This window comes from Cryobacterium fucosi (assembly GCF_004403515.1).
Classification (GTDB): Bacteria; Actinomycetota; Actinomycetes; order Actinomycetales; family Microbacteriaceae; genus Cryobacterium; species Cryobacterium fucosi.
The window spans coordinates 1-12,150 of the sequence record NZ_SOHH01000071.1 but is presented as its reverse complement, the minus strand read 5'-3'; the positions used below and the strand labels follow the sequence as shown (position 1 = coordinate 12,150).

At 68.9% G+C, this 12,150-nt stretch carries 10 protein-coding genes; 3 read left to right on the top strand and 7 right to left on the bottom strand.

Translation table 11 applies throughout. The annotated features are described in order from the left end of the window. Positions 1 to 5: 5 nt before the first annotated feature. Positions 6 to 2,111, bottom strand: coding sequence for a transglycosylase domain-containing protein (locus tag E3T48_RS10350; protein ID WP_134523980.1), 2,106 nt, complete (start codon positions 2,109 to 2,111; stop codon positions 6 to 8). Between the two features lie 67 nt (positions 2,112 to 2,178). After that, positions 2,179 to 3,885 (bottom strand): ribonuclease J, encoded by a 1,707-nt coding sequence (locus tag E3T48_RS10345; protein ID WP_198417650.1) that lies wholly within the window; start codon positions 3,883 to 3,885, stop codon positions 2,179 to 2,181. Positions 3,886 to 4,231: 346 nt separating this feature from the next. On the opposite strand from E3T48_RS10345, the gene E3T48_RS10340 reads away from it, so the two are divergent. The 3 genes from E3T48_RS10340 to E3T48_RS10330 all read left to right on the top strand — a co-directional run bounded on the left by E3T48_RS10340 (position 4,232) and on the right by E3T48_RS10330 (position 5,530). Continuing rightward, positions 4,232 to 4,735 carry a glutathione peroxidase gene (locus E3T48_RS10340; protein ID WP_134523979.1) on the top strand — a complete coding sequence of 168 codons (504 nt, stop codon included), beginning with the start codon at positions 4,232 to 4,234 and terminating at the stop codon, positions 4,733 to 4,735. A gap of 205 nt (positions 4,736 to 4,940) precedes the next feature. Then, positions 4,941 to 5,222: a type II toxin-antitoxin system RelE/ParE family toxin gene (locus E3T48_RS10335; RefSeq protein WP_134523978.1), complete on the top strand. Its 282-nt coding sequence runs from the start codon at positions 4,941 to 4,943 to the stop codon at positions 5,220 to 5,222. Between the two features lie 11 nt (positions 5,223 to 5,233). Continuing rightward, the gene (locus E3T48_RS10330; protein WP_241986761.1) at positions 5,234 to 5,530 is read left to right on the top strand and encodes a HigA family addiction module antitoxin; all 297 of its coding nucleotides are present in this window, start codon (positions 5,234 to 5,236) and stop codon (positions 5,528 to 5,530) included. A 158-nt stretch (positions 5,531 to 5,688) separates the two neighbouring features. On the opposite strand, the gene E3T48_RS10325 is transcribed toward E3T48_RS10330, so the two are convergent. The 5 genes from E3T48_RS10325 to E3T48_RS10305 are packed head-to-tail and all read right to left on the bottom strand — an operon-like array spanning position 5,689 to position 11,928. Beyond that, positions 5,689 to 6,522 carry an HpcH/HpaI aldolase/citrate lyase family protein gene (locus E3T48_RS10325; RefSeq protein WP_134523976.1) on the bottom strand — a complete coding sequence of 278 codons (834 nt, stop codon included), beginning with the start codon at positions 6,520 to 6,522 and terminating at the stop codon, positions 5,689 to 5,691. Further along, on the bottom strand, positions 6,519 to 7,004 hold the full coding sequence (locus tag E3T48_RS10320) for a MaoC family dehydratase (protein WP_134523975.1): 486 nt from the start codon (positions 7,002 to 7,004) through the stop codon (positions 6,519 to 6,521). The genes E3T48_RS10325 and E3T48_RS10320 overlap by 4 nt, the downstream gene beginning before the upstream one ends. A 12-nt stretch (positions 7,005 to 7,016) precedes the next feature. Next, entirely contained in the window at positions 7,017 to 8,183 is a 1,167-nt protein-coding gene (locus E3T48_RS10315) for an acyl-CoA dehydrogenase family protein (RefSeq protein ID WP_134523974.1), read from the bottom strand. After that, positions 8,180 to 10,312: an acetyl/propionyl/methylcrotonyl-CoA carboxylase subunit alpha gene (locus E3T48_RS10310; RefSeq protein ID WP_134524015.1), complete on the bottom strand. Its 2,133-nt coding sequence runs from the start codon at positions 10,310 to 10,312 to the stop codon at positions 8,180 to 8,182. Before E3T48_RS10310 ends, E3T48_RS10315 begins: the two co-directional genes overlap by 4 nt. A gap of 8 nt (positions 10,313 to 10,320) precedes the next feature. Next, positions 10,321 to 11,928 carry a carboxyl transferase domain-containing protein gene (locus E3T48_RS10305; protein WP_134523973.1) on the bottom strand — a complete coding sequence of 536 codons (1,608 nt, stop codon included), beginning with the start codon at positions 11,926 to 11,928 and terminating at the stop codon, positions 10,321 to 10,323. Positions 11,929 to 12,150: the final 222 nt, after the last annotated feature.

The following is a 12,150-nucleotide window of genomic DNA, read 5'->3' as shown; positions in this document are numbered from 1 at the left end:
GCAGGTCAGCGGGTCATGCTCCGCGGCGGGTCGGGGAACTCGTCGCCGCCGAATTTCTTGTTGGCGGCGCTCATCACATCGGGCCACATCCGGTGCCGGGCGGATGCCGCCTCGCCATTGTCGAAGTACGTTTCCCGCTGGTCTTCCCCGGTGCCGGCCACGGTGACGACGCCGACGACGGTGGCGACCTTGGTGCTCGCCCCGGCCATCCAGGTGTCCTTGTTCTCGTCGGTGGTGCCGGTCTTGCCGATCATCGGCACCTCCGGGTCGGTCCGCCAGTTCGAAGTCGACCCCGTGCCGCTGGTCATCACCCGCTGCATCGCATAGGCCATCGCGGCGGCGACGTCAGGGGTGACGGATTGCGTGCAGGCCGACTTCGGGGCGGGGATCTCCGCGCCGTCCGGCCCGACGATCCGGTCGATCAGGATCGGGGTGCAGGTGGTCCCGTTGTTGGCTATCCCGGCGTACGCGGCCGCCATCGTGAGGGGTGCGATCTCGTTGGTGCCGAGAACCGACGCAGCACCCTGCTGGAGCGGGTCCCCGTCGGCCCGGTGCACCCCGAAGGCCTCAGCCGTCTTGCGGATGCCGCACAGGTCGAGTTTCTTCGCCATCCCGATGAATCCGGTGTTGATCGAACTGATCGTCGACTGGAGGGCGGAGTAGTATGACCCGTTCTCGTAGGATGCGTCGTTGTTCGGGTCGAAGCTCGTGCCGTATTCCTGGGGCCCGCTGCAGCTGTCCTGGAACACGCCCCAATCCGAGCGCTGCCGGGAACTGACCGAGTCGGCCAGGGAGTTGCCCTCCTTGAGCCATTCGGCCAGGGTGAAGACCTTGTAGGTCGACCCGGTCTGGAATCCCTTCGACCCGCCCTGGGCATAGTCGGTGTTGAAGTTGATGCCGGTGGCATTGGGGTTGGCGGCGGCCACGGCCGGATCCTGGGTGTAGTCCTTGTTCTGGCTCATCGCGAGCACCCGCCCGGTGCCGACGCCCACGCTCGAGATGACGCCGCCGACATCCCAGTCCTCGTAGGACTTCGGGACGTTCTCGGCCATGGTGGTCTCGGCGGCAGACTGCAGGTCGAGGTCGAGGGTCGTGTACACGTCGTAGCCGCCGAGCCGGAAGTTGGCCAGCCGGGTGGCGCGATTCGCGCCGAATGCCGGGTCGTTGCGCAGCGTCCGCAGCACCAGATCGCAGAAGTAGGCGCTGCCGGCCGCGGTCTGACAGCCCGTGCTCGGCTCGGTGATGGCAGGGGTGATCGGCTCATTGAGCGCGGCATCGTGGTCGGCCGTGCTGATCTTCTTGTGCGTCAGCATCTCGCCGAGGATGTAGTCCCGCCGCTCCTTGTTGGCCGCGTAGCCGTTGGCCACACCGTTGGTGGCGCTCTCCGGCTTGTCGAGCTGGAACTTCACCGGGTTGTTGACGATCGCCACAAGGCTCGCCGCCTGCGACAGGGTCAGCGCGGCGGCCGTCGTGTTGAAGTAGTAATTGGCGGCCGCTTCGATGCCGTAGACGGACCCGCCGAAGCCGGTGATGTTCAGGTACTGCCGGAGGATGTCGGCCTTGGAAGACTTCTTCTCCAGGCCGATCGCGAGGCTCATTTCCTTGAGTTTGCGGTCGGGGCTGGTCTCCGTGGCAGTGTCGTAGCAGCCGGTTCGTTTCTTGTCGTCGGCCAGGGTTTCGCACTTCTGCACGAGAACGTTCTTCACGTACTGCTGGGTGATCGAGGACCCGCCGCGCGCCGTCCCGGTCACCAGGGTGGACACGAGCCCGGCGACGGTCCCCCAGATGTCGACGCCGCCGTGGTCATAGAAGCCGGGATCCTCGGCGGAGGTCGCCGCGTCCTTCACGAACGGGCTGATCGCATCCGAGGCGACCTCGACCCGGTTCTGGTCGTAGAACGACGCAAGCAGCTGCGGCGTGCCGTCACTCCTGGTGGCGTAGACGTTGCTCTTCTGCGACAGTCGGCCGATGACCAGGTCGTCCGGCAGGCTCACGACGAAGGCGACCACGGTCGTCGCGAGCAGCGCCACGATGACGCCGACGGAGATCAACACGGTCGACCGGCGACGCGTTCGACGCGCCTTCTTACGGCTGGGCAGTTCAGTACTCATGGGGCAACATCACTTCCGGGTTCGGCGAAGACGGCGGCCGCCGGGCTGGGCGCCCGGCGGCATCCGCTCACGCGTCGACGACGACCGAGGTGATCACCGGGATGCGGCGGTACTTGCGCTGCGTCCACCGGGTCACGCTCTGGGTGAAGATCTCCTCGAGCTCCGGCCCGTCGACGATCTTGATCTTGTTGGCTGCGCGGAGTGCGTCGTCGATCGACTTGGTCGCGCCGGCGATCCATTCCCTGTCCTGCACGAAGCCGCGCGCGATGAACTCGACCGGTTCGGTGAGCACACCGGTGCGGGTGTCCAGGATTCCGAGGATGGTCACGGCGCCGTCGTTGGAGAGCTGCAGGCGGTCGGCGAGGGCTTCCTCGGTGGCGCCGCTGCCGACGGTGACTCCGCCGTTGCCGGTCATGCCGTCGACGAAGACGAGTTCGCAGGCGACGCGGCCGGTGATCCTGGCCAGGCCGTCGATGAGGTCGACGACGACGCCGTCCTCGACGATCAGCACCTGCTCCTCCGGGATGCCGGTGCGCACGGCCAGTTCGCCGTTGGCCTTGAGGTGGCGCCATTCGCCGTGGATCGGCATGACGTTCTTGGGCTTGACGAGGTTGTAGCAGTACACGAGTTCGCCTGCGCTGGCGTGGCCGGAGACGTGCACCCGGGCATTGCCCTTGTGCACGACGTTCGCGCCCCAGCGGGTGAGGCCGTTGATGACCCGGTAGATCGAGTTCTCGTTGCCCGGGATCAGCGAGCTGGCCAGGAGCACGGTGTCGCCCTCGCCGATCTTGATCTGGTGTTCCCGGTTCGCCATCCGCGACAGCGCGGCCATCGGCTCGCCCTGCGAGCCGGTGCAGATGAGCACCACCTTATCGTCCTTCATCCGGTCGAACGCCTTGACGTCGACGATCAGGCCCTTGGGCACCTTGAGGAATCCGAGCTTCTCGGCGATGGCCATGTTGCGCACCATGGAGCGGCCGACGAAGGCGACCTTGCGGTTGTGCCGTGCGGCGGCGTCGATGACCTGCTGGATGCGGTGCACGTGGCTTGCGAAGCTGGACACGATGATCCGGCGCGGCGCGGTGCGGAAGACGGAGTCGATGGCCGGGCGGATGTCTTCCTCGGTCATCGTGAAGCCGGGGACCTCGGCGTTGGTCGAGTCGGTCATGAACAGGTCGACGCCCTCCTCGCCGAGCCTGGCGAAGCCGGGCAGGTCGGTGAGGCGGTTGTCCAGTGGGAACTGGTCCATCTTGAAGTCGCCGGTGGCGAGCACCAGGCCGGCTTCGGTGCGGATCGCGATGGCGAGCCCGTCGGGGATGGAGTGGTTGACGGCGAGGAACTCGAGGTCGAACGGGCCGGCCTTGCGGCGCTGCCCTTCCTTGACCTGGACCAGTCGCGGGACGATGCGGTGTTCTTCCATCTTGGCGCTGAGGAAGGCGAGGGTGAGCTCCGAGCCGATGATCGGGATGTCCTTGCGCTCGCGCAGGAGGTACGGCACGCCGCCGATGTGGTCTTCGTGGCCGTGGGTGAGCACGATCGCCTCGATGTCCTGCAGACGTCCGCGGATGGCCGAGAAGTCGGGCAGGATCACGTTGATGCCGGGCTGGGTCTCTTCGGGGAAGAGGACGCCGCAGTCGACGATGAGCAGTTTGCCCTTGTGCTCGAAGACGGTCATGTTGCGGCCGATCTCGCCGAGACCGCCGAGGGGGGTGATGCGAAGGCCGCGCTTCGGCAGTGCCGGGGGCGTGGACAGGTCAAGCTGGTGCTTGGTCAATGAAACTCATTTCTCAGGGTGAGACCGCGCGCAAGGCAGTCAGGTCTCGGTAGGGGGACCGGCGTGCGGCCCTGGTGAACGGGTGGTGCAAAGTCTGGATTCGCGCCTCGTCCTGGGGAACGTGCCCGGGCTGGCCGCCCGAGGGGCAACGGCGCCCGGGGCCGACGCAGTGGTGGCGGCGGCGCGACCTGGCGGCTGCCGATGCCGGCCAGGCGCGATGACGGCGACTCTCCAGTCTACCGCACCGGGCCGCGAGCGACGGGCCGAGGGGCCGGTCGCGCTCCCCCGTCACGTTCCCTCGGCTGCTGCCCAGCCATCTCCGAGGGTGCACCACTAGCCTCGTGGGATGGCAGCCACCGCACTCTACGAAACCCCGCTCACCCTCATCGACGGCACCGAAACCACCTTCGGGCAGTTCAGGGGAAAGACGGTCCTGGTCGTCAACGTCGCCTCCAAATGCGGGTTCACCCCGCAGTACGCCGGCCTTGAGGCACTGTACGAGAAGTACGCGGATGCCGGACTGGTCGTGCTCGGCCTGCCGAGCAACCAGTTCATGGGGCAAGAGCCCGGCGACGAGGCGTCGATCGAGGCATTCTGCCAGCTGAACTTCGGTGTGACCTTCCCGCTGACCGAGAAGGTGGATGTGCGTGGCAAGCAACAGCATCCGCTCTACGCCCAGCTCACCAGGTTCAAGAGCGGCCTGCTGCCCGGCCTGATCAAGTGGAACTTCGAGAAGTTCCTGGTGAGCCCGACCGGCGAGATCGTCGACCGGTTCGCCTCGACCGTCGAACCGGAGTCGGACGAGATCGTGCGGGCGATCGAGAAGACCCTCGCCGCCAGCGCCGCCTGACCATGCCTGCGTGACTGCGCGAAACCGGCGATAGTGGGTGCCGAGCGTCCTCGCGATGCGCACGATGCTCCGGCCAGGAGCGTGCGAGACATTGCTCCGAGACTCGACCGAACGCGAATCTCGCCGAACAGCGGCCTGGGTAGACCGTGCACTTTCTTGACGGCCGCCTCTTGAAGACAATAACGCTGCGCGTTATGCTTGACGTGTGATCCAGTCGTTCGCGGAGAAGGACACCGAGCACGTCTGGCAGCGTGCTCACGTGCGCAAGTTCAGCCCCGACCTGCAACGAGTTGCGAATCGCAAGCTACTCATACTCGACGCCGCTGAAACCATCAACGATCTGCGTGTCCCACCTGGAAACCGACTCGAACAGCTGCAAGGCAACCGCAAGGGCCAGCACAGCATCCGTGTCAATGACCAATGGCGCATCTGTTTCACCTGGACGTCCGCCGGACCAACGGATGTCGAAATCACCGACTATCACTGAGAGGAGCTATCGTGGCTACCGCACACGAGTCCATTCACCCCGGAGAGATTCTTCTCGACGAGTTCCTGAATCCGCTGGGCATCAGTCAATACCGGCTCGCCCGGGCGATCGCGGTGCCCCCGCGCCGAATCAACGAGATCGTTCACGGCAAGCGGGGAATCAGCCCGGACACGGCGCTTCGCCTGGCACGAGCATTGGGCACATCCGATCGATTCTGGATGAACCTCCAGACCCGATACGACCTTGACATGCAGGCGTCTGTCCACCAGGAAGAACTCAAGCAGATCAAGTCTCTCCTGAGCGCATAGCGAGGCCGGATGCGCTGCCCGCCGCGCTGGGTTCCCGCACCGGAGATCTGACGCGTGCGGGAGAAGGACCCGCGTCCCGGCGGATCCTTCCGCACCGAGATCAGACAGGACGGCGTCACGTTCGGCTGAAGATGTGCGCTTTCCCAGCCATCGGGGGCTCAGTCGGTCACGGCCCCGCTCGGGTCGGTCGGCGCCGCCCGCCGCAGCACCGCCTCGGCGTGCCTGAGGAGCGGCGAGTCAATCATCCGGCCCTGGTACGCGAACACGCCGTCCTCGCTCGCGGCCGCTTCGAGGAGCGCCCAGGCCGCGGCCACCTCGTCGGCCGTCGGCCGGTAGGCATCCCGGATCACGGCCACCTGGCTGGGGTGGATGCACGCCGTGGCCCGGAAGCCGCTCGCCACGGCGTCGGCGACCTCGGCCGCCAGGCCGGCCAGATCGGGGATGGCCAGGAACACTCCGTCGACCGCGGCCTTCCCGTGTGCCCCGGCGGCCAGCAGCACGGCCGACCGCGCGTGCCGGGCGATGGCCCGGTAGCTGCCGTCGGCGAACCGGCTCGAGCTCCCGCCGAGCGAGGCCACCAGGTCGTCCGCGCCCCACATCAGGGCGACGACGTTCGGTTCGGCCGCGATCGAGGGAGCCGCGAGCACTCCGGCCGCGGTCTCGCAGAGAGCGACAACCTCGAACCTGGCCAGCTGGCGCAGCTGCGACGCGTCCACGGTCTTGGGCAGCATCACGATCCGGTACGCGGTCTCCGCCAGGGCCGCGAGGTCGAGGGCGAAGTCGGGGGTGCCGACCGGGTTGACCCGCACGATGGTGCGTTCCGGGTCGAGCGGATGCCCGATCAGCGCACCCCTGGCCCTGGCCCGGTTGGCGGGCAGGATGGCGTCTTCGAGGTCGATGATCACCGCGTCGGCCCGGTCGGCCGCCTTGCGGTACCGGTCGGGGCGGTCGGCCGGGCAGAACAGGAGCGCCGGCCCGAGGTCGAAGCTCATGGGGCTGCCTCCTCGCACCAGACCAGCACCGTGCGCACGGCCGTGGCCACGACGTCGCCCGACTGGTTTCGGCCGGTGTGACCGAGCGTGACGACCCCCTGGCCCGGCCGGGACGCGGACAACCGCTTGCCGGTCACGATGGTCTCCGAGTAGAGCGTGTCACCGTGGAACAGCGGATGCGGGAAGGTCACCTCCGCGAAGCCGAGGTTGGCCACGATGGTGCCCTGGGTGAGCTGGGCGACCGAGCTGCCGACCAGGGTCGACAGGGTGAACATGGAGTTGACCAGCCGCTGCCCGAACGGCTGGGTTGCCGACCAGGCCGCGTCCAGGTGCAGCGCCTGCGTGTTCATGGTGAGCGTGGTGAAGAGCACATTGTCGGCCTCGGTGACCGTGCGGCCCGGCCGGTGCAGGTAGCGCACGTCGGGGTCGAACTCCTCGTAGTACAGGCCGCGCTGTTCGATGCTGCGGCGTTCGTCGGTCATCCGTGTCCCTTCCTAACCCGTGAAGCCCAGCGCCCGGGAGATGACCATGAGCTGAACCTCGGTGGTGCCCTCGCCCAGTTCCAGCACCTTGGAGTCGCGGTAGTGCCTGGCCACCGGGTTCTCGTTCATGAACCCGTAGCCGCCGAAGATCTGGGTGGCGTCGCGGGCGTTGTCCATCGCCGCTTCGCTGCCCACCATCTTGGCAATGGACGCCTCCATTTTGAAGGGCTGCCCGTTCACCATTTTCAGCGCCGCGTCCTGCCAGGCGAGGCGGGCGGTGTGCACCCGGGCCTGCATCCGGGCGATCTTGAAGGCGATGTGCTGGTTGGACCCGATCGACCGGCCGAACACGTTGCGGCTGTTCGCGTAGCGGATGGATTCCTCGAGGCAGCCGGCTGCGGCCCCGGTGCAGAGCGCGGCGAAGGCGATCCGGCCCTCGTCGAGCGTCTGCACGAAGTTCGCGAAGCCGCGGCCTCGTTCGCCGAGCAGGTTCGCCTCCGGCACGCGCACGTCGTCGAAGACGAGCGGGTGGGTGTCGGAGGTGTGCCAGCCGACCTTGTCGTAGGCGGGGAGCGCGGTGAAGCCGGGCGTGGGCGTCGGCACGAGGATCGCCGTGAGCTCCTTCTTGACCGAGCCGTCCGGCCGGGTCTCTACGCCGGTGACCGCGGTGACGGTGACCAGCCGGGTGATCTCGGACCCCGAGTTGGTGATGAACTGCTTGGTGCCGTTGATCACCCATTCCCCGCCGTCGAGGGTTGCGGTGGTCCTGGTGCCCGCGGCGTCCGACCCGGCCTCCGCCTCGGTCAGACCGAACGCGGCGAGCGCCGACCCGCTGGCCAGGCGCGGCACCCACTCCTGCTTCTGTTCCTCGGTGCCCCGGCGGTACACCGGCATGATGCCGAGGCCGACGCCGGCCTCGAGGGTGACCGCGATGCTCTGGTCGACGCGCGCGAGCTGTTCGACCGCGAGGCAGAGGGCGAAGTAGTCCCGGCCCTGCCCGCCGTACTCGGTCGGGAACGGCAGTCCGAACAGGCCCATCTCCCCCATCTCGGCGATGATGCCGTAGGGCAGGGCGCGCTTGGTGTCGTACTCGTAGGCGGCGGGAGCGACGACCGTGTCGGCGAAGTCGCGCACCATGGCCTGCAGCTTCCGGTTCTCCTCGGTCAGTTCGTAGCTCATTCTGGGGCTCCCTTGTCTGCGTTGACGGTGGTGGTGTCCGGCCCTGGCACACCCGGTTCGGGCGCGGCGGTGACGGTGGCGACGATCTGGTCGAGTGTGACCAGGTCGCCGGGTTTGAGGGTGACGGTGAGGATTCCCGCGGTGGCCGCGGTGAGCTGGTGCTCCATCTTCATGGCCTCCACGGTGAGGATGGCCTGCCCCACGTCGACGAGGGCGCCGTTCTCCGCGTGCACGGCGACGACGGTGCCGGGCATCGGCGTGCGCACGTCGGGGTCGGCCGCGCCCGCGACCTGGCCCAGGCCGGCGAGTTCGTCGGCCAGGGTCTCCGCGCCCGTGCGGTGCACGAGGTCGGCCGAGAAGCCGTCGCCGCCGATCCAGAGCCGGGCGCCGTCGGCGGCGATGGAGAGCATCCGCAGGACCCCGTCGACCTCGACGCCGAAGGCGCCGTCGGCGGCGATGGAGAGCATCCGCAGGACCCCGTCGACCTCGACGCCGAAGGCGCCGTCCCGGGCGTGCGCCGGGGCGAGGCTCGCCGGCACGGCCGGCCGTCCGTCGATCGAGACGGATGCCCCGCTCGGCGAGCCCTCGACCGCCACGGTGACCGACTCGGTCGCGCTCGTGGCCAGGACGTACCGGGCGGGCAGGTGCGGGCCCATCCGCCACCCCGTCGGCCGGGACCAGGCCAGGTCGGAGCCCGGCGGAACGGACCAGGCGGCCCGGTGCAGGAACAAGGCGGCGGCCGCCAGCACGTGGTCGTCTGCGGCGCGAAACGCGAGCCCGGGGAGCTTGCGCTCGATCAGGCCGGTGTCGAGGCGGCCGGCGGCCACGTCGGCGTCCTGCACGAGCAGCCGGAGGTACTCCAGGTTGGTGCGCAGGCCGAGCACGAGGGTGTCGGCGAGCGCGCGGTCGAGCCGGGCCAGCGCACCGGCCCGGTCGGGAGCCCAGGCGATCACCTTGGCGAGCATCGGGTCGTAGTCGGCGGACACGACGAGACCGGCCGTGAGGGCGCTGTCCACCCGGATGCCGTCGCCGGTGGCCTCCCGGAGGGCGAGCACGGTGCCGGTGGTCGGCAGGAAGCCGCGCTCCGGGTTCTCCGCGTAGACCCGGGCCTCGATCGCGTGCCCGGTCAGCACCACGTCCTCCTGGCGGTGGGCCAGCCGCTCCCCCGCGGCCACCCGCACCTGCCATTCGACCAGGTCGATGCCGGTGACCAGCTCGGTGACGGGATGCTCCACCTGGAGCCGGGTGTTCATCTCCATGAAGAAGAACTCGTCCGGCGACGCGTCGGAGACGAGGAATTCGACCGTGCCGGCGCCGGTGTAGTCCACGCTGCGGGCGGCCGCGCAGGCGGCCTCGCCGATCCGGGCCCGGGTGGCGTCGTCCAGGAGCGGCGACGGCGCCTCCTCGATCACCTTCTGGTGCCTGCGCTGCAGCGAGCATTCGCGTTCGCCGAGGTGGATGACGCCGCCGTGGGCATCGGCGAGCACCTGCACCTCGATGTGCCGGGGGGCGACGACGAAGCGTTCGATCAGGAGGGTGTCGTCGCCGAACGCGGCCGCGGCCACCCGCCGGGCGGTCACCAGTGCCGCCGCGAGGTCGTCAGGGCGCTCCACGAGTTGCATTCCCTTGCCGCCGCCACCGGCCGACGGCTTGATCAGCATCGGGTAGCCGATGCCCGGCGCCGCGGCGATCAGCTGCGCGTCGGTCTGGCCGGGCAGGGACACCCCGGGGATGACGGGTACGCCGGAGCCGGCGACGTGGTTCTTCGAGCGGATCTTGTCGCCCATCACCGTGAGGGCGTGCACGCCCGGCCCGATGAAGACGACGCCCGCGGCGGCGCAGGCCTCCGCGAAGGCCTGGTTCTCGCTGAGGAAGCCGTAGCCGGGGTGGATCGCCTGGGCGCCGGTCGTGCGGGCGGCCGCAAGGATGGCATCGGAGTTCAGGTAGCTCAGCTGGGCCCGGGCCGGGCCGAGCCGCACCGCGACATCCGCCAGCGCCACATGCCGGGCGCCGCGGTCGGCGTCGCTGTAGACGGCGACCGAGCGGATGCCGAGCCTCGTGAGGGTGCGGATGATGCGGCAGGCGATCTCGCCGCGGTTGGCCACGAGCACGGTGTCGAAGGTCGTCATGATCGCTGTCACATCCGGAAGAGACCGAAGGCGGTCTCGGGTAGCGGTGAGGCGGCGACGACGCCGAGGGCGAGGCCCAGCACCGTGCGGGTGTCGGCGGGGTCGATGACACCGTCGTCCCAGAGCCTCGCCGTCGAATAGTACGGGCTGCCCTGATGGTCGTACTGCTCGGTGATCGGCGCCTTGAACCTGGCCTCTGCCTCCGCCGACCATTCCTCGCCGGCGCCCTCGAGCTGCTCGCGTTTGACGGTGGCGAGCACGGCGGCCGCCTGCGGCCCGCCCATCACCGAGATGCGGCTGCCGGGCCACATCCAGAGGAACCGCGGCGAGTACGCCCGGCCGCACATGGAGTAGTTGCCGGCGCCGAAGGACCCGCCGATCACGACGGTGAGCTTGGGCACCCGGGCGGTGGCGACCGCGGTGACCATCTTGGCGCCGTGCTTGGCGATGCCGCCTGCCTCGTAGTCCCGCCCGACCATGAAGCCGGAGATGTTCTGCAGGAAGACGAGCGGGATGCCGCGCTGGTCGCAGAGCTCGATGAAGTGGGCGCCCTTCTGCGCCGACTCCGAGAAGAGCACGCCGTTGTTGGCGACGATGCCGACGGGGTGGCCGTAAAGGTGCGCGAAGCCGGTGATCAGGGTGGTGCCGTAGTCCTTCTTGAACTCGTGGAACTCGCTGCCGTCGACGAGCCGGGCGATCACCTCGTGCACGTCGTAGCGGCCCTGCACGTCGACGGGGACGACGCCGTAGATCTCCGCCTCGTCTGCCGCGGGGGCGACGGCGGGCCGCACGGTCCAGGCCGGGGCGAGGGGGCCAGGCAGGGTGCCGACGATGTCGCGCACGATCTGCAGGGCGTGCCTGTCGTTCTCGGCGAGGTGGTCGGTGACACCGGACGTCTTCGCGTGCAGTTCGCCGCCGCCGAGCTCCTCCGCGGTGACGATCTCGCCGATCGCCGCCTTCACCAGCGGCGGCCCGCCGAGGAAGATGGTGCCCTGCCCGCGCACGATGACCGTCTCGTCGCTCATCGCCGGCACGTAGGCGCCGCCCGCGGTGCAGGACCCCATCACCGAGGCGATCTGCGGGATCTTCGCCGCGGACATCCGGGCCTGGTTGTAGAAGATGCGGCCGAAATGGTCGCGGTCGGGGAAGACGTCGTCCTGCATCGGCAGGAACGCTCCGCCGGAGTCGACGAGGTAGACGCAGGGCAGCCGGTTCTCGAGGGCGATCTCCTGTGCGCGGAGGTGCTTCTTGACCGTCATCGGGTAATAGGTGCCGCCCTTGACGGTGGCGTCGTTGGAGATGACGAGCACCGGGCGGCCGTGCACGAGGCCGATCCCCGCGATGATCCCGGCGCCGGGGCTGGCGTCCTGGTAGAGCCCGTTCGCGGCGAGCGGGGAGATCTCGAGGAACGGGCTGCCGGGGTCGAGGAGGGTGTCGATGCGTTCACGGGGCAGGAGCTTGCCGCGGGCGAGGTGGCGTTGCCGGGAAGCCTCCGGGCCGCCGAGGGCCGCGACGGCGAGCCGGTTCCTGAGGTCGGCGACGAGGGCGCGCTGGGCCGCCTCATTCTCGGCGAATGCCGGGCTGGTCGGGTCGATCCGACTCGCGAGTGTCTCCATCGACAGCTTCCCGTTCGAGCATGCCCGCCGCGCGGCCCCCGGTGTTTCACAACAGGAGACAGCTCGCCGGACATCCGATACAGTTAGTGATCCCTAACCGAAAATTCAGGTTAGCGGTTCATAACTGAGAAGTCCAGACCCTGCCGGAAAGGAGCCGCCCGTGGCCGCTGCCATTCCGCCCGCGCCGCCCGCGCCGCCCGCGCCGGCGCCGGCGTCGACGCC

Excerpts from the sequence above, each read along its gene's own strand:
- E3T48_RS10350 (WP_134523980.1), bottom strand. The coding sequence starts at position 2,111 with ATGAGTACTGAACTGCCCAGCCGTAAGAAGGCGCGTCGAACGCGTCGC.
- E3T48_RS10340 (WP_134523979.1), top strand. The coding sequence starts at position 4,232 with ATGGCAGCCACCGCACTCTACGAAACCCCGCTCACCCTCATCGACGGC.
- E3T48_RS10325 (WP_134523976.1), bottom strand. The coding sequence starts at position 6,522 with ATGAGCTTCGACCTCGGGCCGGCGCTCCTGTTCTGCCCGGCCGACCGC.
- E3T48_RS10320 (WP_134523975.1), bottom strand. The coding sequence starts at position 7,004 with ATGACCGACGAACGCCGCAGCATCGAACAGCGCGGCCTGTACTACGAG.
- E3T48_RS10315 (WP_134523974.1), bottom strand. The coding sequence starts at position 8,183 with ATGAGCTACGAACTGACCGAGGAGAACCGGAAGCTGCAGGCCATGGTG.
- E3T48_RS10310 (WP_134524015.1), bottom strand. The coding sequence starts at position 10,312 with ATGACGACCTTCGACACCGTGCTCGTGGCCAACCGCGGCGAGATCGCC.
- E3T48_RS10305 (WP_134523973.1), bottom strand. The coding sequence starts at position 11,928 with ATGGAGACACTCGCGAGTCGGATCGACCCGACCAGCCCGGCATTCGCC.